Source organism: Pseudomonas glycinis, assembly GCF_054871425.1.
Map to the genome: position 1 here is coordinate 15,546 of NZ_JBTYHF010000006.1, position 23,645 is coordinate 39,190.

The 23,645-nt window shown below is 63.9% G+C and carries 3 protein-coding genes; all 3 read left to right on the forward strand.

Translation table 11 applies throughout. The features are described from left to right. Window positions 1–76: 76 nt before the first annotated feature. From ACYSTU_RS15375 to ACYSTU_RS15385, 3 genes are read left to right on the forward strand one after another with little or no spacing between them, the layout of a single operon-like run. Complete coding sequence (locus ACYSTU_RS15375; protein WP_498999827.1) at window positions 77–3,478, forward strand: amino acid adenylation domain-containing protein; 3,402 nt, start codon at window positions 77–79, stop codon at window positions 3,476–3,478. After that, window positions 3,475–11,298 carry an amino acid adenylation domain-containing protein gene (locus tag ACYSTU_RS15380; protein ID WP_498999830.1) on the forward strand — a complete coding sequence of 2,608 codons (7,824 nt, stop codon included), beginning with the start codon at window positions 3,475–3,477 and terminating at the stop codon, window positions 11,296–11,298. Before ACYSTU_RS15375 ends, ACYSTU_RS15380 begins: the two co-directional genes overlap by 4 nt. A 13-nt stretch (window positions 11,299–11,311) precedes the next feature. Beyond that, entirely contained in the window at window positions 11,312–23,626 is a 12,315-nt protein-coding gene (locus ACYSTU_RS15385) for a non-ribosomal peptide synthase/polyketide synthase (RefSeq protein WP_498999833.1), read from the forward strand. The last annotated feature ends 19 nt before the right edge of the window (window positions 23,627–23,645 follow it).

Sequence of the window (23,645 nt, forward strand, 5' to 3'; positions counted from 1 at the left end):
CATCGCGCCGGCCATTCGTTCTTGTTGATACGACCGGGTCTCCAGGTCACGCCGCCGATCAGCAAGGACTCCACGCATGAATGCCGCAGACGCACAGAAACTAGCCCGCCGCTTTATCGAATTGCCCCAGGACAAACGCCGTCTGTTCCTCGCCGGCATGGCCCGCGAGGGCATCGATTTTGCGCAGTTGCCCATGACCGCCTGCGACGGCATCGCCGAGCGTGACGGCTTGTCTTACGCGCAGCAGCGCATGTGGTTTCTCTGGCAACTGGAGCCGACCAGCGCCGCCTACAACCTGCCGATGGCGGTGCGTCTGGATGGCGATCTGCAAGTCGAAGCATTGGAGCAAGCCTTCAGCCGTCTGGCGGCGCGCCACGAATGTTTGCGCACCTCCTTCGGCCAGGACGGCGAGCGGGCCTTCCAGCGTGTGGCCGAACCAAAGCCACTGAAGTTGCCCGTGACTGACCTGAGCGAGTTGCCCCAAGCCCAGCGCTGGCCGCTGGCTCAGCAGCACATGATGGCCGAGGCGACCCAGGCCTTCGACCTGCAGAACGGCCCGCTGCTGAGTCTGCGGCTGTTGCGCCTGGCCGCGCAGGAACATGTGTTGCTGCTGACCCTGCATCACATCATCGCCGACGGCTGGTCGATGAACATTCTGATCGACGAATTCATGCGCACCTATGACGCGCTGGTGGCCGGGCGTGAACCGACGCTGGCGCCGTTGACCGTGCATTACCGCGACTACGCACTGTGGCAGCGCAGCTGGCTGGAGGCCGGTGAGCGCGAGCGGCAACTGGACTACTGGCGCACGCGACTGGGCGACGAACATCCCGTGCTGGAATTGCCCACTGACCGCGCTTATCCGGCGCAAGCCAGCCATCAAGGCGCACGTCTGGAAACGGTGATCGACGCGGCCCTGCGCGAAGAACTGAAAAACCTTGCCCAGCGTCAGGGCGTGACGTTGTTCGTGGTGCTGCTGGCGGCGTTCAAGACCCTGTTGCATCGCTACAGCGGCCAGACCGATATTCGTGTCGGCGGGCTGATCGCCAACCGCACCCGCAGTGAAACCGAGGGCCTGATCGGCTTCTTCGTCAACACGCAGATCCTGCGCAGCGCGGTCACTGCACAAACGCCATTCGCCGAGCTGCTGCAGAGCCTGCGCCAGGCTGCACTGGGTGCTCAGGCCCATCAGGATCTGCCGTTCGACGCCCTGATCGAAGCCCTGCAACCGGCGCGCAGCCAAAGCCACAATCCGCTGTTTCAAGTGATGTTCAACCACCAGCCGCTGGTTACCGATTTGCATCAGGCGCAACTCGCTTCAGGCTTGCGCGTGGGTTATCTGAGCGAAGAGCAACTGGCTGGCAGCGCTCGGCAACACGCGGCCACCAGTGACCTGATGCTCGACACCCGCGAGGAGGGCGAGCAACTGTTTGCTGCCTTCACTTACGCCACGGATATTTTTGATGCTTCAACCATCGCCGCGCTGGCCGGGCATTGGCGCAACATTCTCCAGTCGGTGTGCCGTAATCCGCAGCAGTTGATCGGCGAAGTGGCGATGCTCGCCGACAGCGAACGCCACGGGTTGATCCAGGCCACCGCGCCAGCGCCTCGTTTCACTAGCGTGCAAAGCCTGTTCGAAGCGCAAGTCGCACGGACTGCGCAAGCGCCGGCGGTGCTGTTGGCCACTGCCCCTGCACCGGCATTCAGCTACGACGAACTCAACAGCCGCAGCAATCGCTTGGCCCATCAATTACGCGCACAGGGTGTCGGCCCGGACGTGCTGGTCGGCGTCGCGCTGGGACGTTCACTGGAACTGGCTGTGGCGCTGCTGGCGGTGCTCAAGGCTGGCGGTGCCTATGTGCCGCTGGATCCGCAAACCCCGGCCGAGCGTTTACGCCACGTGCTCGCTGACAGCGGCCTGAAACTGTTGCTCGGCGACCAGCAAAGCCTCGCCAGCCTGCCGCCGCTCGACGGCATCGAGTGCCTATGTCTGGAGCAATTGCCCGCCAGCGAGCAGAGCGACAACCTGCCGGTCACGGTCGAAGCCGACAACCTTGCTTACGTGATCTACACCTCTGGCTCCACCGGGCGGCCGAAAGGCGTGGCGGTCAGTCATGGCGCGCTGAGCGAGTTCATCGCCCGCGCCATCGACTACAGCGATCTACGCGAAGGCGACCGGGTTCTGCAATTCGCCACCAGCAGTTTCGATGGCTTCGTCGAGCAGTTTTTCCCGCCGCTGTGCCATGGCGCCAGCGTAGTCATGCGCGATGCGCCGTTGTGGGACAGCGCGACGCTGCATCAGGTGATCATCGATCAGGGCATCACTCTGGCCGACCTGCCGGCGGCCTACTGGTATTGGCTGGTGCAGGAATATGCGGCGAAACCGCCGGCCAGTTTCGGCGCGCTGCGGCAGATTCACGTCGGCGGCGAAGCCATGGCGGTGGACGGTTTGCGCTTGTGGCAACAGGCCGGGCTCGGCCATGTGCGCCTGCTCAACACCTACGGCCCGACCGAGGCAACAGTGGTCTCGACGATTCATGACTGCACCGCGCTGACCGCCCAAGACGTGTCGTGGCGCGGCATGCCGATCGGCCACGCACTGGCAGCGCGGCGTCTGTACGTGCTCGACGATGATCTGAACCTGCTGCCGCAAGGTGCGGTGGGCGAGTTGTACCTCGGTGGGCCGGGGCTGGCGCGCGGTTATCACCGTCAGCCGAGCCTCAGCGCCGAGCGGTTCATCGCCGACCCTTTCGCCGATGGCCAGCGCCTGTACCGCACCGGCGACCGTGCGCGGCTGCGCGGCGATGGCGCGCTGGAGTACGTCGGCCGGGTCGATCATCAGGTGAAGATTCGCGGCTTCCGCATCGAACTGGGCGAGATCGAATCGCGCTTGCAGCAATGTTCGGGCGTTCGCGAAGCGGTGGTGCTGGCTGTGCCGTTCGCCGGCGGTGCGCAACTGGTCGGTTATGTAGTGACGGAGCCGGCAGTGCTTGCCAGCGCGGCGACGCAAACGGCCTTCCGTCAGCAGACCCGCGCTGCGCTGCAAGCCAGCCTGCCGGATTACATGGTGCCGGGGCATCTGCTGTTGCTGGCGAACCTGCCGCTGACGCCGAGCGGCAAGCTCGACCGCAAGGCCTTGCCAGCGCCGGATCCGGCGCAGTTGCAGGGCGATTACCGCGCCCCGCAATCGCCGGCCGAGCAGTGTCTGGCGCAAGTCTGGGCCGAGGTGCTGCACGTGCCGCGTGTGGGCCTGGACGATCACTTTTTTGAACTGGGCGGCCATTCGTTGCTGGCCGCGCAGGTGATTGCCCGGGTCAAGGAGCAGATGGGCGTGGTGCTGCCGCTGCGCAGCCTGTTCGAAAAACCGCTGCTGGCGGATCTCGCCGAGGTGCTCGGGCAACTGGCCGAGGCGAGCGGCGACGACGACTGGTCCGACCTGGATCAGTTCATGAATGCTTTGCAAGGAGAAGAAGTATGAGCGGCACGATGGCGGAACGTATTGCAAAAAGGTTCGTCGGCCTGCCGCTGGAACAGCGTCGGCTGTTTCTCGCCAAGCTGCGCGAGGAGGGCAAGGATTTCAGCCTGTTGCCGCTGCCGGTCAGCCGCCACGACTGCGCGCAGATTCCCCTGTCGTTCGCCCAGCAGCGCCTGCTGTTCCTCTGGCAACTGGAACCGCACAGCGCCGCATACAACATGGCCGCTGGCTTGCGTCTGAAAGGCCGGCTGGATGAGTCGGCCCTGAGCCGCTCGTTCGATCATCTGCTGGCGCGCCATGAAGTGTTGCGCACGGTGTTTCACACCGACGGCGATCAAGCGCATCAGCTGATTCTCGAGCAGCAAAGTATTGCGCTGGAACGCTTCGATCTGACCGGCACCGCCGCGCAAGAGCGCGAAGAACTGCTCGCGCAACACGTGCACGACGTCACCGCGCAACCGTTCGATCTGCGCCACGGCCCGCTGTTGCGCGCCAGCCTGTTTGCTTTGGCTGACGATGAGTTCGTGCTGGTGGTGAGCATGCATCACATCGTCTCCGATGGCTGGTCGATGGACGTCATGGTCAAGGAATTCGTCCAGTGCTATCAGGCGTTCAGCCTGCAGCGCGAGCCGCAATTGCCGGCGCTGCCGTTGCAGTACGCCGACTATGCGATCTGGCAGCGGCGCTGGCTGGAGGCCGGCGAGGGTGAACGCCAGCTCGACTACTGGCGTCAGCAATTGGGCGACGAACATCCGCTGCTGGAAGTGGCGCCGGACTTTGCCCGACCGCTGACGCAAAGCTTTGCAGGACAGACCCTGAGCTTTGATTTCGGCACCGACCTTTCGCAGCAGCTCAACGTCTTCGCGCGCAGCCAGGGCACCAGCCTGTTCATGCTGGTGCTGGCCGGGTTCTCGCTGTTCCTTTCGCGTCTGGCCGGCGAGCGCGACATTCGTGTCGGCGTGCCGAATGCCAACCGTGGCCGCGCCGAAGTCGAGGGACTGATCGGTTTCTTCGTCAACACCCAGGTGCTGCGTTGCCAGGTCGATGAGCGCGGCAGTTTCGCCGATTTGCTCGCGCAGGTGCGTGAAGCGGCGTTCGGCGCGCAGGCGCATCAGGAATTGCCGTTCGAGCAACTCGTCGACGAATTGGTCGCCGAGCGCACCCTGGGCCACAACCCGCTGTTCCAGGCCAAGTTCAACCAGAACGTCGGCATGCAGAAACAGCGCTCGATGGCCTTGCCCGGCCTGACTGTAAGCGAATACCCGCTGGCCAAGGACGGCACGCACTTCGATCTGGCGCTGGACATCACCGACGACGGCGCACTGATCCACGGCCAGATGACCTATGCCAGCGATCTCTATCGGGCGGAAACGGTCGCCGGTTTTGTGCCGATGTTGCTGGACCTGTTTACACAATTGCTCAACTCGCCGCAGGCGCCACTGCACACGGTTGCCACACCACGGCCTGCTGCGCTTGCCATTCACCGCGAACCGGCGTTGACGGTGTTGCAGCACTGGGCGCGTGAAGTGGCTCGGCAGCCGCAGGCGCTGGCCGCTCGGGATCTCAAGCAAACGGTGACTTTCCAGGCGCTGGATCAGGAGGCCAATCGTCTCGCCCATTATTTGCGTGCGCAGGGCGTCGATGTCGGCGACCCGGTGGCGGTGCTGCTGGAACGTTCGCTGGACTGGCTGACTTGCCTGTTGGCGATTCTCAAGGCTGGCGCGGTGTACATGCCGCTCGACGTCAAGGCGCCAAGCGCGCGCCTGCAACAGATGCTCGGTGCTGCGCAGGCGAGGGCGCTGATCGGTGCTGAAGGCGACGCACGGCTCAGCGAAGTGGCGGGTGAGGGCTGTCAGGGTCTGGAGTTTGCGCCGGGGCATTGGCAGTCGCTGCCGGCGTCCGCGCCTGAGCTGACGCTGTATGCGCAGTCGCCGGCCTACGTGATTCACACTTCCGGCTCCACCGGACAACCCAAGGGCGTAGTGGTGAGCCACGGCGCGCTGGGCAGTTATGTGCGCGGCGTCCTCGAACGTCTGGCGCCGGCGCCCGAGGCGAGCATGGCGCTGGTCTCGACCATCGCCGCTGACCTTGGCTTCACCGTGCTGTTCGGCGCGTTGTGCTCGGGCCGACTGCTGCATGTGCTGTCGGAAGAACTCGGCTTCGACCCGGATCGCTTTGCCGAATACATGGCCTGCCATCGCATTGGCGTGCTGAAAATCGTCCCCGGGCATCTCGCCGCGCTGTTGCAGGCGGCCACGCCTGCCGACGTGTTGCCGGAACACGCGCTGATCGTCGGCGGCGAAGCCTGTTCGCCGGCACTGGTCGAACGCCTACGCCAGCTCAAACCGGGCTGTCGTCTGATCAACCACTATGGCCCGAGTGAAACCACCGTGGGCGTGCTGACCCACGAGGTCGAAGAACTCGCCGCCCAGGCGCGCAGCGTTCCGGTCGGCACGGCGCTGGCCGGTGCGCATGTGTATGTACTCGACGATGTGCTCAACCCGGTGGCCGATCAGGTTGCCGGTGAGTTGTACATCGGTGGCGACAGCGTTGCCCTTGGCTACCTGAATCAGCCGGGGCTCACCGCTGAGCGTTTCCTGCCTGATCCGTTTGGGAAACCCGGCGCGCGGGTGTACCGCAGTGGCGACCGGGTTCGGCGCAATCGCGAGCAGTCGCTGGAATTCATCGGTCGTGCCGACGATCAGGTCAAAGTGCGCGGCTACCGTGTCGAGCCTGCGGAAGTTGCGCGGGTGTTGCTCAGCCTTGATGGCGTCAGCGAAGCTGCCGTGCTCGCGCTGCCACTGGATGACGATCCGGCGCGCCTGCAACTGCTGGCGTGGTGCGTGCCGGCAGTGGGCGCGAAGGTGCAGGCGCAGGAGTTGCGCGAGCAATTGCAGGCGCGGCTGCCGGATTACATGGTGCCGGCGCAGTTAGTGTTGCTGGAAAAGCTGCCGCTGACCGCCAACGGCAAGCTCGACAAGCGTGCCTTGCCAGTGCCCGGCGTGGTCAGCCAGCAGTTCGTCGCGCCGGTCGGTGAGATCGAGGAAAAACTGGCCGCGATATGGGCCGAAGTGCTCAAGCTCGAAAGAGTCGGCAGCAGCGATAACTTCTTCGAACTGGGTGGCGACTCGATCCTCAGCTTGCAGATCATCGCCCGGGCCAAGCGCCAGGGCATCAAGCTGAGCCCCAAGCAGTTGTTCGAAAAACAGACCATCGGCCAACTGGCCGCTGTGGCCAAACTGATCGAAGCCAAACCGGCTGCCGTCGCCGCACCTGTGGCACGCGGGCCGTTGCCGTTGCTACCGATCCAGATGCGCTTCTTCGAGACGCCGATTGCCCAGCGCCAGCACTGGAACCAGTCAGTGATGCTGCAACCGACCCTGGCACTGGACGCCGTGCATTTGCGCAAGGCGCTGGCGGCGCTGGTCGAACAGCACGAAGCGCTGGCCTTGAGCTTTGTGCAGTCGGGCGATAGCTGGCGGGCGTTGCCGCAGACTCAGCGCGATGCCGAACTGCTTTGGCTGCGCGAACTGGACAGTCTCGATGCCTTGCCGGCCGTGGCCGACGCAGCGCAGCGCAGCCTTGATTTGCAACGCGGGCACTTGCTGCGCGCGGTGCTGGTCAACCTGCCGAACGCCGAGCAGCGCTTGTTGCTGGTGATTCATCACCTGGTGGTCGACGGCGTGTCGTGGCGCATTCTGCTTGAGGACTTGCAGCAGTCTTACCAGGCATTGGCGGCGGGGACGGCGGCGGTGTTGCCAGGCCAGAGCAGTTCGCTGCACAACTGGGCCGAGCAGTTGCATCGTTATGCGCAGAGTGAAGCGCTGGCCGGCGAACGCGATTATTGGCGCGAGACCCTGGCGGCGGAAGACGCGGCACTGCCACAAGATTTCGCCGTGGACAGCCAGACCCGCGCACTGGCCGCCCGTGCCAGTACGCGCCTGAGCCAGACACTGACCGACAAACTGCTGAAAGTCGCCCCGGCGGCGTACCGCACGCAGATCAACGACCTGTTGCTGACTGCATTGGCGCGGGTGCTGTGTGACTGGAGCGAGCAGCCGTCGGTGTTGATCCAGCTCGAAGGCCATGGTCGTGAAGACCTGTTCGACGACATCGACCTGAGCCGCACGGTCGGCTGGTTCAGCAGCCTCTTCCCGGTGCGCCTGACTCCGCAGGCCAATCCCGCTGCGTCGCTGTGCGCGATCAAGGAGCAACTGCGCGCGGTGCCGGGCAAAGGCATCGGTTATGGCGTGCTGCGTTACCTCACGCGTGCTGCCGAGTTGCAGACGCTGGCGCAACCACGGGTGACCTTCAATTACCTCGGTCAGTTCGACGGCGCGTTCAGCGCTGAGCAGGGCGCGTTGTTCGTGCCAAGCGCTGACAGCACCGGCGCCAATCAGGATGGGCAAGCGCCGCTGGGCAATTGGCTGAGTGTTGACGGACAGGTTCTCGGTGGTGAGCTGGAACTGACCTGGACCTTCGGCACCGGCATGTATCGCGCCGAGACCATCGAGGCGTTGGCCGAGGCTTATCGCCGCGAACTGCAACGCCTGATCGAACATTGCTGCGCGAGTGGCGCAGGTGGCGTGACACCCTCGGATTTCAACCTCGCCAACCTGACCCAGGCGCAGCTGTCGGCATTGCCGATGGCGCCGCGTGACATCGTCGATCTGTACCCGCTGTCGCCGATGCAGCAAGGCATTCTGTTCCACAGCCGCAACGAGCCGGACAGCCCGGCCTACACCAATCAGCTGCGCGTCGACGTCGAGCAGCTCGACGCCGAGCGCTTCCGCCAGGCCTGGCAGCAGACCGTCGAAGCCCACGATATTCTGCGTACGGCGTTCGTCTGGCCGCAGGATGCCGCCGCGCCGGTGCAAGTGGTGCGCAGCCGCGTGCAGATGCCGTGGCAGGTGCAGGACTGGCGCGGTCGCGCCGGCCTTGATTCAGCACTTGATCATCTCGCCACTGAAGATCTGCATAACAGCTTCGATCTGCTCGACGCACCGCTGTTGCGCGTGACGTTGGTGCGCATCGATGAGCACACTCATCACCTGATCTACACCTGCCATCACATCCTCATGGACGGCTGGAGCACTTCGCAGTTGTTCGGCGAAGTGCTGCAACGTTACGCCGGCATCGTGCCGAGCGCAGGGCAGGGGCGTTATCGCGATTACATCGAATGGCTCGGCCAGCGTGATCAGCAGGCCAGTCGACAGTTCTGGAGTGCGGCGCTGGCGGACCTTGAACAGCCGACGCGACTGGCCAGCGCCATACCGGTCAGGCACGCCGCCAGCGGCTATGCCGATCACCAGCATGTGTTCAGCGAACCGCTGACCGCCGAACTGAACCGCTTCGCCCGCGAGCAGAAAGTCACCCTCAACACGCTGGTACAAGCGGCGTGGCTGCTGCTGGTGCAGCGTTATACAGGCCAGGATCACGCGGCGTTCGGCGCGACGGTCGCCGGACGGCCAACCGATTTGCCGGGTGTCGAGCAGCAGATCGGTCTGTTCATCAACACCCTGCCGGTGGTGGCGGCGCCATCGCCGGAAATCGGCGTCAGCCAATGGCTGCAACAGGTGCAAGACCTCAACCTGGCCTTGCGCGAGCACGAACACACGCCGCTGTATGACATTCAGCGCTGGGCCGGTACGGGCGCCGGGGCGTTGTTCGACAGTATTCTGGTGTTCGAAAACTATCCGATGGCTGAAGCACTGGCGCAGGGCCCTGAGACGGGCCTGAAGTTCTCGGCAATCCGCCGGCAGGAGCAGACCAACTATCCGCTGACGCTGGTCGCGGTCACCGGCCGCGAGCTGAGTCTGGGCGTGAGTTACGATCAGGCGAGTTTCGACGCTCCAGCGATCAGTGTGTTGAGTGCGCAGTTGCAAGGCCTGCTCGAACAGTTCCTCGTCGACGCCACGCAGCCGCTGGGCGCGCTGCAACTGCTCGCCGAGCCACAACAGCAACAAGCGATCGAGTGGGGCAAGGCGCCGGTTACCACGCCGGATCAACGCACAGTGCTGGCGCACATCGCCGCGCAAGTGCAGCGACAGCCACAGGCGAACGCGGTGCTGTTCGCTGAGCAGTCCATCGCTTACCAAAACCTCGATACCCGGGCCAATCGTCTGGCGCACAAGCTGCAAGGCATGGGCGTCGGGCCGGAGGTGCGCGTCGGCGTGTGCATGCGCCGCACGCCGCAGATGCTGGTCGGCTTGCTGGCGATCCTCAAGGCCGGTGGCGCCTACGTGCCGCTGGACCCGGATTACCCGCAGGAACGCTTGCTGCACATGCTCGACGACAGCCGCGCCGCTGTTTTGCTCACTGAGCCAGCGGCCTTGGCGATGCTGCCTGAAAGCCTGAGCGCACAGGTGCTGCTGGTGGACGAGAGCGTCGCCAGCGAATGCCCGGATGTTGCGCCACTGGTTAACCTCGCAGCCGAAAATCTGGCGTACGTGATCTACACCTCCGGCTCCACCGGCAAACCGAAAGGCGTAGCCATCAGCCACGGCAATCTGTCGGCGCTGATTCAGTGGTCGGCTGGGGTCTATCGCGAAGAACAATTGCGCGGCGTGCTGGCTTCGACCTCGATCTGCTTCGATCTTTCGGTGTGGGAAATCTTCGTCACGCTGGCCTGCGGTGGCTGCCTGGTGCTGGCCGACAACGCCCTGGCGCTGGCGGACTTGCCGGCGCGCGATCAGGTCACGCTGATCAACAGCGTGCCGTCGGCGATCGCCGCGTTGCAACGGGCCGGGCAGATTCCGACTTCGGTCGGCACCATCAATCTGGCCGGCGAACCGCTCAAGCAGAGTCTGGTCGACAGCCTCTACGCCAGCACTCAGGTGCAGCAGGTCTACGATCTTTACGGGCCGTCGGAGGACACCACTTATTCGACCTTCACCCTGCGCACGCCAAAGGGCCGGGCGAATATTGGCCGGCCGCTGGACAACACCGTGGCCTACCTGCTCGACAGTCAGTTGCACGCGCTGCCCGAGGGCGTGGCGGCCGAGCTGTACCTCGCTGGTGCCGGGGTGACGCGCGGCTATCTGCGTCGTGCCGCGCTGACCGCCGAACGCTTTGTGCCGAATCCTTACGCGAGCAACGGCGAGCGCCTGTACCGCACCGGCGATCTGGTGCGCCAGGGCGACGATGGCAACATCGAGTACATCGGTCGCGCCGACCATCAGGTGAAGATTCGCGGCTTCCGCATCGAACTCAGCGAGATCGAAGCACGCCTGCTGGAACTCGACGATATCCGTGAGGCGGTGGTACTGGCGCAGGACGGCGCCGCAGGCAAACACCTGCATGCCTACCTCGTCGCCGCACCGGACAGCGAGCGGTCGACGCTGGCCGAGCGGGTGCGCAATGCCTTGGCCAGTCGCTTGCCGGCGCACATGGTGCCGGGGCACCTGCACCTGCTCGACGTGATCCCGCTGACGCCCAACGGCAAGCTCGATCGCAAGGCGCTGATGGCGTTGGGCGAGAGCCCGACGCAGGAGCAATACCTAGCGCCGCAAAGCGATCTGCAATGGGAGGTCGCGACGATCTGGCAGGAAGTGCTGGAGGTCGAGCGGGTAGGGCTGGCGGACAATTTCTTCCAGCTCGGCGGCCATTCGTTGCTGGCGACATTGGTGGTGACCCGGGTGCAGGAACGTCTGGGCGACAAGGTGCCGCTCAAGGCGTTGTTCGAGACCGACACGCTCAAGGATTTCTGCGCGCGGATCGAAGCGCTGCGCGTCGAAATGTCACCCGTTCAGGATGAATTGGCTAAATCACTGGAGGCCCTCAAACGTCTATCCCTCGATGATCTGGAAAAACTGATTTCTTGAGAGGGAAAAACGCGTGCAAGAGTTAATCGAGTCGGTAGGACAACTTTCGGCTAAGCAAAGAAAGGCTCTGGCGGTTCTGCTCAAGCAGAAAGGCGTCAACCTCTTTGACATTGCCCCGGTTTTCAAGCGCACGGCTGAAGAGCCGTTGCTGCTGTCCTACGCTCAGCAGCGCCAGTGGTTCCTGTGGCAGTGGGCACCGCACAGCGCGGCCTACAACATTCCGACGGCCCTGCGCTTGCAAGGGCCGCTGGATGTGCCGGCACTGGAACGCAGCATTGCGGCGCTGATCGAACGCCACGAAACCTTGCGCACGGTGTTCTCTCAAGACAGCGCGCAACCCTTGCAAGTGGTCCTGCCCGCAGGACCTTTTACCCTCGATATTCATCACCTGAGCACTGATCTGGCGCATGACCCGGAGCACTCGATCGAGGCTTTCGTGCAGACCCAGAGCCAGAAGACTTTCGACCTGCAGCACGGGCCGTTGCTGCGTGCCGCGCTGCTACAGGTCAACCCCGCTGAGCATGTGCTGGTGCTGACCCTGCACCACATCGTTTCCGATGGCTGGTCGCTGCAAGTGATGATCGAGGAACTGGTGCAGCTCTATGCCGGGTTCAACCTCGGTCACGACGCCGGTCTGCCGGCACTGCCGATTCAATATGCCGATTACGCCTTGTGGCAGCGCCACTGGATGGAGGCCGGTGAGCAGGAGCGACAACTGGCCTACTGGCAGGAAAAACTCGGCGGCGAACAACCGGTGCTGGAACTGCCGCTGGATCGCCCGCGCGCGGTCGAGCAGAGCTTCGCCGGCGCCAGCCACAACCTGATTCTTGATCCGGCGCTGAGCAATGCCCTCAAGGCCTTTGCCCGGCAGGAAAACGTCACCCTGTTCGTGTTGCTGCTGGCTTCGTTTCAGGCCTTGCTGCATCGCTACAGCGGGCAAAGCGACATCCGTGTCGGCGTGCCGGTGGCCAACCGTGGCCGGGTGGAAATCGAGCGCCTGATCGGCTTCTTCGTCAACACCCAGGTGCTCAAGGCGGACATCGACGCAGAGCTGCCGTTTATCGAACTGCTGCGTCAGGTCAAACAGACGGCGCAGGAGGCGCAGGCGCATCAGGACTTGCCCTTCGAGCAACTGGTCGAAGCGCTGGAACCGGGCCGCAGCCTCAGCCACAGTCCGCTGTTCCAGGTGATGTTCAACCACCAGGCCGAGCGCCGTGCGAGCGTCGCCACGCGCCTGAACGGCCTGAACATCGAACCGCTGGAATGGCAGAGCCAGACCGCGCAATTCGACCTGACCCTCAACACCACCGAACAGGCCCACGGCATCGAAGCGGTGCTCAAGTACGCCACTCACCTGTTCGACGCAGCGACCATCGAGCGCCTGGCGCAGCACTGGACCGCGCTGTTGCAAGCGATCGTCGCCGAGCCGAGCCAGCGTATCGGCCAGTTGCCAATGCTCGATGCAGGCCAGCAGCAACAGCTGTTGGCGCAATGGAATCCGCCGCTGATTGAACAACCGCTGACCCAGTGCATCCAGCAAGCCATCGAGTCTCAGGCCGAGCGGCATGCCGACGCGGTGGCCGTGACCTTCGCAGGACAACGCCTGACTTACGCCGAGCTCAATCACCGCGCCAATCTGTGGGCGCATACGCTGCTCGAGCAGGGCGTCGGCCCGGACGTGCGCGTCGGCGTGGCGGTGGAGCGTTCGCTGGACATGATCGTCGCCATTCTCGCGGTGCTGAAGGCCGGCGGCGCCTATGTGCCGCTGGACCCGAGCTACCCGGATGACCGCTTGAGCTACATGATCGACGACAGCGGCATTCACTTGCTGCTGACCCAGGGCCATTTGCTCGGGCAATTGCCGCTGCCGCCGGGGCTGATCTGCCTCGATCTGGATCAAACGCCGGAACACGGCATCGCAAGCAACCCGCCATGCCTGACCACGCCGGACAATCTGGCCTACGTCATCTACACCTCCGGTTCCACCGGCAAACCTAAGGGCGCGCTGCTGCCGCACGGCAACGTGATGCGCCTGTTCAGCGCCACCGAGCACTGGTTCGATTTTGGCCCGCAGGACAGCTGGACGCTGTTCCATTCCTACGCGTTCGACTTTTCCGTGTGGGAGATTTTCGGCGCGCTGTTGTACGGCGGCAAACTGGTGGTGGTGCCGCACGATGTCAGCCGTTCGCCGGAGGATTTCTACACGCTGCTGTGCGATGAAAATGTCACGGTGCTGAACCAGACACCGTCGGCGTTCAAGCCGTTGATGCAGGTCGCCTGCGAGTCGAGTCGCAGCAATGCCCTGCGTTACGTGGTGTTCGGCGGCGAGGCGCTGGAAGTACAAAATCTGCGTCCGTGGTTCGAGCGTTTTGGCGATCGCGCGCCGACGCTGATCAACATGTACGGCATCACCGAAACCACCGTGCACGTGACCTACCGGCCGTTGTCGCTGGCGGATCTGCAGAGCAACCACAGCAGCCCGATTGGCGCGCCGATTGTCGACCTGTCGTGGTACTTGCTCGACAGCTCCCTGAACCTGGTGCCGCAAGGCTGCATCGGCGAGTTGTACATTGCTGGCGCCGGTTTGGCTCGTGGGTATCTGAATCAGGCCGGCATGAGCGCCACCCGCTTCGTGCCCGACCCGTTCAACCGCAAGGCCGGCCAACGTCTGTACCGTACCGGCGACCTCGCACGCCTGCGCGGCGATGGGGTGATCGAGTACATCGGCCGTATCGACCACCAAGTGAAGATTCGTGGCTTCCGTATCGAGCTCGGTGAAATCGAAGCGCAACTGCTCAAGCATCCACAGGTGCGCGAAGCGGTGGTGCTGGCGGTGGACGGCCTCAGCGGCCAGCAACTGGCGACCTGGGTCGTGCCGGTTGAGGCATTGAACGCGGACGAGCAGGGCGCGCTGCGCGATTCGATCAAGGCGCACCTGCGCGAAACCCTGCCGGATTATATGGTCCCGGTCAGTTGGGCGTTCCTCGACCGACTGCCGCTGACCGCCAACGGCAAGCTCGATCGCAAACAACTGCCGCAGCCGGACGTTGCGCAGGTGCAAGAGGCCTACGCCGCGCCGCGCAGCGAACTGGAACAGCGTCTGGCGGAGATCTGGCAGGACGTGCTCAAGGTCGAACGGGTCGGGCTTCACGATAATTTCTTCGAGCTGGGCGGCGATTCGATCATTTCGATTCAAGTGGTCAGCCGCGCGCGGCAGGCCGGCATTCGCTTTACGCCCAAGGACATTTTTCAGCATCAGACCGTGCAGCGTCTGGCCACCGTCGCGCAACAAAGCGACGCCGTGCAGACGGAGCAGGGCGAGGTGCTTGGCGACGCACCACTTACGCCGATCCAGCAGTATTTTTTCCACAGCGACATCCCGGCGCGGCATCACTGGAACCAGTCGATCCTGCTGACCCCGGCGAAAACCCTGCAAGCCGCGGCGCTGCAACAGGCCCTGGCGCAGGTGCAAAAGCAGCATGACGCCTTGCGTCTGCGTTATCGCCAAACCGAGCAGGGCTGGCAGCAAAGCCACGGCGCGGCGGATCAGCCACAAGCGTTGTTACGCACTTTCACGCTGGACGACAGCGCGGCATTGCCAGCGCTGTGCCTGGACCTGCAACGCAGCCTCGACCTGCACAACGGCCCGCTGATCCGCGCGGCGCTAATCGATTTGCCGGACGCCAGTCAGCGTCTGTTGCTGGTGATTCATCACCTGGTGGTCGATGGCGTGTCGTGGCGGATCCTGCTCGAAGACCTGCAGAACGCCTATCAGCAGATCAGCAGCGGACAGCGCGTGCATCTGCCGGCCAAGACCAGCGCGTTCAAGGACTGGGGCGTGCGCCTGCAAGAACATGCGCGAAGCGCGGCGCTGGGCAGCGAACTGAGCTACTGGCGCGAACAGTTGCGCGATGCGCCGCTCGGTTTGCCGCTGGATAATCCGCAGGGCCAGTTGAACAACCGCTTCGAACGCAGCGTCGACACGCGACTGGATGCCGAACGTACCCGCCAATTGCTGCAACAGGCCCCGGCGGCCTACCGCACTCAGGTCAACGACCTGCTGCTGACCGCACTGGCGCGGGTGCTGTGCGAGTGGACCGCCAGCGACAGTGCGCTGGTGCAGCTCGAAGGCCATGGCCGCGAAGACCTCTTCGATGACATCGACCTGAGCCGCACTGTGGGCTGGTTCACCAGCATGTTCCCGGTACGCCTGACACCAAACGCCAGCCTGGAAAGCTCGATCAAAGGCATCAAGGAGCAACTGCGCGCGATCCCCAACAAGGGCATCGGCTATGGCTTGCTGCGTTATCTCGGCACCGCCGAAGCACAAGCGGCGCTGCGTGAACTGGCGCAACCGCAGGTGACGTTCAACTACCTCGGCCAGTTCGATAACAACTTCGACGAAGACGCCTTGTGGCGGCCTGCCACCGAAGACAAGGGCGCCGGTCAGGACGCAAACGCGCCGATGGCCAACTGGCTGACCATCGATGGCCGGGTTTATCAGGGCCAGTTGAGCCTGACCTGGACCTACAGCAGCGACGTCTTCGAGGAGGCGACCATCGCCGCGCTGGCCCGCGCCTACGAAGTGGCGCTGAGCGAATTGATCGACCACTGCCTTAGCCATGCGGGCGGCCTCACGCCGTCCGATGTGCCGCTGGCCGGTTTGTCCCAGGCGCATCTGGACAGCCTGCCGATTGCCGCCCAGCGCATCGAGGACATTTATCCGCTGGCGCCGATGCAGCAGGGCATTCTGTTCCACAGGCTGTACGACGCCGACCCCAGCGCCTACGTCTATCAGATGCTGCTGGACATCGACGGCCTCGACGTCGCGCGGTTTCAGCAAGCCTGGCAGCGGGTGGTCGATCGCCATGAAGTGCTGCGCGCCGGTTTCATCTGGGGCCGCGATGGCCTCGATGCACCGTTGCAGGTGATCAACCGCCAACTGACCCTGGAAATGCCGGAAATCGACGTGCGCGATGCCGCTGATCTGCCAGCAGTGCTTGAAGCACGGGCGCAGGCCGACCGCGAACGTGGCTTCGATCTGCAGAATCCGCCGCTGTTGCGCCTGTGCCTGCTGCGCACTGCCGACGATCGCCATCGACTGATTTTTACCTGCCACCACATTCTCATGGATGGCTGGAGCAACTCGCGGATGTTCGGCGAAGTGCTGCAGGATTACGCCGGCCAGCCGGTGCCGAGCGCGCAGGGTCGCTATCGCGATTTTCTGGTCTGGCTGCAGGGCCAGGACAAGGCTGGGGCGCAGGAATTCTGGCGCGGGCAACTGGCCGAACTCGACGAGCCGACCCGACTGGCCTCGGCCTGCCACGGACGCACCGTGCCCGGGCCGGGCAAACAGATGCATCGGCTGCATTTCGATGAAGCGTTGACCCAGCGTCTGAACAGCTTCTCCCGTCAGCAACAGGTGACCCTCAACAGCCTGGTGCAGGCCGCGTGGCTGCTGGTGTTGCAGCGCTACACCGGCCAGGCCACGGTGGCGTTTGGCGCTACGGTTTCCGGGCGGCCGGTGGATTTGCCGGGCATCGAAGAACAGTTAGGGCTGTTCATCAACACTCTGCCGGTGATCGCCAGCCCGCAGGCCAGCCTCAGCGTCGGTGACTGGGTGCGCAGCGTGCAGGACAAGAACCTGTTGCTGCGCGACTACGAACAGACGCCGTTGCAGGACATTCAGCGTCTGGCCGCATTGAGTGGCGAAGCGTTGTTCGACACTTTGCTGGTGTTCGAGAACTACCCGGTATCCGAAGCGCTGGAGGCCAATCCGGGCGGGCTGCGTTTTTCCGGTCTGGAGCATCGTGAACAGACCAACTACGGCCTGACCCTGATTGCCGGCGCCAGCGAAGTGCTCAACCTCGATTTCAACTACCTCACCGAGCACTTTGCCGAGCGCAACGTGGTTGGTCTGGCGGCGCATTTGCGTGAAGTGCTGGAGCAATTTATCGCAGCGCCGCAAAGGGCACTCGGCGAGATCGGTCTGCTGCCGCTGGCCGAACGGCAGACGCTGGCGCAGTGGAACGACAATCACGCGGCTTATCCGGCCGAGCGGTTGATCTCGCAGAGCTTTGAAGCACGGGTGGCGGCGCATCCGCAGGCACTGGCGTTGAGTCATGCCGGCGTGGCGTTGAATTACGGCGAACTGAACCGGCGGGCAAACCAGTTGGCCCGGCATCTGGTGACGCTGGGTGTCTCCGCCGAAGTGCGCGTCGGCGTGGCGCTGCCGCGTTCGGCGGAACTGGTGATCGCCCTGATGGCGGTGCTCAAGGCCGGCGGCACCTACGTGCCGCTGGACCCGGACTACCCGGCCGACCGCGTGGCCTACATGCTCGACGACAGTCAGGCGAAAGTCCTGCTGACCCAGCAAGCCTTGCTGGCGCAACTGCCGTCCAGCGAAGCCCACGTGGTGCTGGTCGAGGCCGGCGGCGAGGCGTTTGCATCGCAGGCACCGGACAACCTGCCGGCGCGCGCCGACTCGGCCAATCTTGCCTACGTGATCTACACCTCCGGTTCCACCGGCAAACCGAAAGGCGTGGCCATCGCCCATCGCAACGTACAGGCGCTGATTCACTGGTCCGCCGAGGTCTACAGCGAGGACGATCTGCAAGGCGTGCTGGCCTCGACGTCGGTGTGCTTCGACCTGTCGGTGTGGGAGATTTTCGTCACCCTGGCGCGCGGCGGGTCCATGGTCATGGCGCGCAATGCCCTGGAGCTGGCGGACTTGCCCGAGCGTGATCAGGTGCGCCTGATCAACACCGTGCCGTCGGCGATTGCCGCGTTGCAACGCATCGGCCAGATCCCGCCGGGCGTGCGCATCATCAATCTGGCCGGCGAGCCGCTCAAGCAGGCGCTGGTCGACACCTTGTACCGCGAGACTTCGGTCGCCCACGTTTACGATCTGTACGGGCCTTCCGAAGACACCACGTATTCGACCTGGACCCGCCGCGAACTCGGCGGCCAGGCCAATATCGGCCGGCCACTGCGCAATACCACTGCGTACCTACTCGATGAGCAATTGCAGCAAGCGCCGGTCGGCATCGCAGCGGAGCTGTATCTGGCCGGTGAAGGCATCACCCGTGGCTATCTGTTGCGCCCGGGCCTGACCGCCGAACGTTTCGTGCCCAACCCGTTGGCGAGCAACGGCGAGCGCATGTACCGCACCGGCGACCTGACGCGTTTCATGGACGACGGCCGTATCGAATACGTCGGCCGCATCGACCATCAGGTCAAGGTGCGTGGCTTCCGTATTGAACTGGGTGAAATCGAAGCGCGTCTGCTGGCCCAGGCCAGCGTGCGCGAAGGCGTGGTGCTGGCGGTGGACGGCGTTGGCGGCCAGCAACTGGTGGCTTATGTGGTACCGGCCGAGGCCGATCAAAGCCCCGCGCAACTGGACGCGCTGAGTGCTGAGTTGCAAGCCGCGCTCAAGGCGCATCTGCCGGACTACATGGTGCCGGCGCAGTGGCTGTTCCTCGAACAATTGCCCCTGACACCCAACGGCAAACTTGATCGCAAGGCTTTGCCGGCACCGGATGCCAGCCAGGCACAACGCGATTACGTCGCGCCGTCGACGCCGCTGGAGCAGCAGCTGGCCGAGGTCTGGCAGGACATTCTGAAGATCGAGCAGGTCGGCGTGACCGACAATTTCTTCGCCCTCGGTGGTGATTCGATCATCTCGATCCAACTGGTCAGCCGCGCGCGGCAGCAGGGCATTTGTTTCACGCCCAAAGACCTGTTCCAGCAGCAGACCGTGCAGAAACTGGCCGCAGTGGTTTCGCTGGCAGGCGCGCAATCCGCCAGCGCCGCCGACTACCCGTTGGCGCAACTGGATCAGGCGCAGCTCGATGCCTTGCCGGTGCCGGCGGAGCTGATCGAAGACGTCTATCCGCTGTCGCCGATGCAGGAAGGCATGCTCTTCCACACCCTGTCGGATAACGGCAGCAGCCTCTATGTGCAACAGGTCAGCCTGCCGATCAAGGGCCTCGACGTTGAGCGTTTCCGCCGGGCCTGGGAATTCATCATTATGCGTCAGGCGATCCTGCGCACCAGTTTCCATTGGCAGGACGGCCTGGCCAAACCGCTGCAGGTCGTCCATCGCCAGGCGCCGCTGCAGATGCAGGTGCTCGATTGGCGTGAGCAGGACTGCAGCGAGGCGGCGATTGCCGAGTTCGCCAGCGCTGATCGCGCGCTGGGCTTCGACTTGGCCGAAGCGCGATTGCAGCGGGTGACCCTGCTGCAGCTGGGCGACGAGCAGTACCAGATGATCTGGACCAGCCATCACATTCTGATGGATGGCTGGAGCAGTTCGCGGTTGTTCGGTGAGGTCTTGCAGTACTACTCCACGGGCGAGGTGACTGGCGAAAATGGCCGCTATCGCGACTTCATTGCCTGGTTGCAGGCGCAGGATCAGGATGCCCAGGAGCTGTTCTGGAAGGCGCGTCTGGCGGTGGTCAACGAACCGACCGCGCTGAGTCAGGCGATGCACCCGCGTCACAGCGCCGACGTTACCGGTCACGATGCTATCTATTCGAACTGGGACAAAGCGCAAACCGCACGCCTGCTGGAGTTCTGCCGCGACCTGCGCATCACCCCCAACACACTGATCCAGGGCGCGTGGCTGCTGCTGTTGCAACGCTACACCGGTCAGCAGACGGTGACCTTCGGCGCCACCGTATCGGGGCGCCCGGAAAGTCTGCCGAACGTCGGCAACATGCTCGGCCTGTTCATCAACACCTTGCCGATCATTCAGACCCCGCAGGCCGATCAGCGTCTGGCCGACTGGCTGGGCGAAGTGCAGGCCTACAACCTCGACATTCGCGATTATTCCCAGGCACCGCTGGCCGATGTGCAGCGCTGGTCGAACCTCGGTGGTCAGGCGCTGTTCGACAGCATCGTGGTGTTCGAAAACTTCCCGATCGACGAGCGCTTGCAGGAAGAAACCGACACCGAGCTGACCTTCGGCAAATCCATCGGCCACGGTGTGACCAACGTGCCGATGGACCTTGCGGTGATGCTCGGCGACGAGTTGTCGATCGAGTACCTGTACCTGCGCAGCCACTTCAGCGCCGAGGCGGTGCAAGGCATTCGCCTGACCCTGGAAAACACCCTCGCGGCGATGATGGCCGCGCCGTATGAGCGGCTGGGCAACTTGCAGCGTCTGTCCGCCGAACAATGGCAAGCGGCGCAGGCCTGGAGCGCGGAGCCGGCGCACCGCCATGAGCCTCGCCTGTTGCCGGAGTTGATCAGTCGTCATGCGCAACAGCAGCCCGACGCGATCGCGGTGCAATGCGCCGGCGAGAGCCTGAGCTATGCCGAACTGGAGCGGCAGGCCAATCGACTCGCGCAGTGCCTGATCGCCCATGGCGCCGGGCCGGAAGTAGTGATCGGCGTGGCGTTGCCGCGCTCGCTGGAAATGCTGGTGAGTTTCCTCGCCGTGCTCAAGAGCGGTGCGGCGTACGTGCCGCTGGACATCGATTATCCGCCCGAGCGCTTGGCGTACATGATCGAAGATTCGCGCATGGCCCTGCTGCTGACGCAAACCAGCCTGCGCGCGACGTTGCCTGCACCACAAGGCGTGCGGCGTCTGGAAATCGATCAACTCGATCGCAGTCTTTACAGCGATGCTGCCCCGGTCTGCGATGTTCACGAGCAGGGCCTGGCCTATCTGGTTTACACCTCCGGTTCCACCGGACGGCCGAAAGGCGTTGCCGTGACGCAGGGACCGCTGAGCATGCATTGCCAGGCCATCGCCGAGCTGTACGAAATGGACGCGAGCAGTTGCGAGTTGCACTTCATGTCGTTCGCTTTCGACGGCGCTCACGAACGCTGGCTGAGTACCTTGTACAGCGGCGGTCGTCTGGTGATTCGCGACGGTTGTCTGTGGACTCCGGAGCAGACTTATCAGGCCCTGCACGATTACGGCGTGACCATCGCCTGCTTCCCGCCGGCCTATCTCAAACAACTGGCCGAGTACGCGGCCGCCAGCGGCATCGCACCGCCGCCGGTGCGCATCTACTGCTTCGGTGGCGATGCGGTGCCGGAGCAGACCTTCGAACAGGTCAAAGCCGCGTTGCGTCCGCAGTTCTTCACCAACGGCTACGGCCCGACCGAAACCGTGGTCACGCCGATGCTCTGGAAAGTCGCCATCAGCCAGCACTGCGAAGCGGCGTATGCGCCGATCGGCCGCGCGGTCGGTGCGCGGTCGCTGTACGTGCTTGACGACGATCTGAATCCGCTGCCGCCGGGTTTTGCCGGTGAGTTGTACATCGGCGGTTACGGCGTCGCTCGCGGTTATTACGGGCGCCCCGACCTGACCGGCGAACGCTTCGTGCCCAACCCGTTTGCGCCCGGCGAGCGCCTGTACCGCAGCGGCGATCTGGTGCGCCGTCGCGCGGACGGCGTGGTCGATTACGTCGGGCGCATCGACCATCAGGTCAAGGTGCGTGGCTTCCGCATCGAGCTGGGCGAAGTCGAGGCCAGCCTGCGTCAGTTGCCGGCGGTCAGCGATGCGCTGGTGATTGCCCGCGACAATGCCTCCGGCAAGCAACTGATCGGTTATGTGGTCACCGCCACGGGTGATGATATCGGCGATGAACTCAAGGCCGGGCTGCGTGCTTCGCTGCCGGAATACATGGTGCCGGCGCAGATCGTCTGCCTCAGCGCGTTCCCGGTTACGCCCAACGGCAAACTCGATCGCAAGGCCCTGCCGGAGCCGGAGTTCAAAAGCGACGAATATGTTGCCCCGCGCACCGAGCAGGAACGCCTGCTGGCGGAAATCTGGGCGCAGGTGTTGCAGGTCGAGCAGGTCGGTATCAGCGATAACTTCTTTGAACTGGGCGGCGATTCGATCCTCAGCCTGCAAGTGATCTCGCGGGTGAGAAACCATCCGACCCTGCAGATGGAGCTGAAACTGCGTGATCTGATGCGCTACCAAACCATCGCCGGCATTCTCGAGCAGCAAGTGGCGAAGGAGGGCGCCGGGCAAGCGCTGCCGGACCTGACTCAGGTTGCCGCAGAGGGTGCGTTCAATCTGCTGCCGATCCAGCAATGGTTCTTCGCCGAAGGCATGGCCGAGGCGCATCACTACAACCAGTCGTTGCTGCTCAGCGCACGTCAGCCGCTGGATCTCGATGCCCTGGAACAGGCGCTGGGCTTGATCGAACAGCATCACGATTCGCTGCGCCTGCGTTTTTCCAACGACGGCGGGCGCTGGTTGCAGCGCTATAGCAGCAGCGCCTCCGACGAGGCTGTGCTGTGGCGCCGCGAAGCGCAAAACAGCGAAGAGGTCGAAGTCTTGGCCAACCTCGCGCAGCGCAGCCTCAAACTCGATGACGGGCCGGTCTGGCGGGTCATGCATGTGGCCTTGCCGGATGGTCAGGCGCGCTTGCTGGTGGTGATTCATCACCTGGTGGTCGACACCGTGTCGTGGCGGATTCTGCTCGACGATCTGAAAGTCGCTTATGAGGCGTGCGTGCAGGGGCTGGCGCCGCAACTGCCGATTCGCACCAGCAGTTACCGTTCGTTTGCCGAGGCATTGCAGGCCCAGGCGCCGGTGATTGCCGAGCAGGAATTGAGCTATTGGCTGGAGCAACTGGATCAGCCCGGCGTTGATCTGCCTTGCGACAACCCGCGCGGCAAGAACCTTGTGCGGCAACAGGCGCAGGCACGGCTCAAACTGTCCCGCGAGCACACCGAACAACTGCTCAAACAGGCCCCGGCGGTGTACGGCACGCAGATCAACGACTTGCTGCTGTCAGCGCTCAGCCGCGCGCTGTGCCGCTGGAGTCAGCAACCGTCGGCGCTGATTCTGCTTGAAGGGCACGGTCGCGAAGACCTCTTCGAATCGATCGACCTGAGCCGCAGCCTCGGCTGGTTCACCAGCATGTTCCCGGTGCGTTTGCGCCCGGACAGCGACGACATCGGCCAGTCGATCATCGATGTGCAGGCGCAACTGGCGGGCGTACCGCAGAAGGGCATCGGCTATGGCGTGCTGCGTCATCTGGCCGAGCCGGACATTTCGGCGCAACTGGCTGCATTGCCGCAGGCACGGGTGACCTTCAACTACCTCGGGCAGTTCGACCAGAGCTTCGATGAACAGGCGTTGCTGGTGCCGGCACTGGAAGAGACCGGCGACAACTACAGCCTCAAGGCGAACCTGGGCAACTGGCTGGAAATTGTCGGCCAGGTCTATGACGGCCAACTGGCCTTGCGCTGCATCTACAGCAGTCAGCGTTACCGCGCCGGCACCATGGATGCGCTGATGAGCGATTACCAGCGCGAGCTTGAAGCGTTGATCGAACATTGCATGGCGCGGGTGGGGTGATCACCCGGCCTTTTGCGCG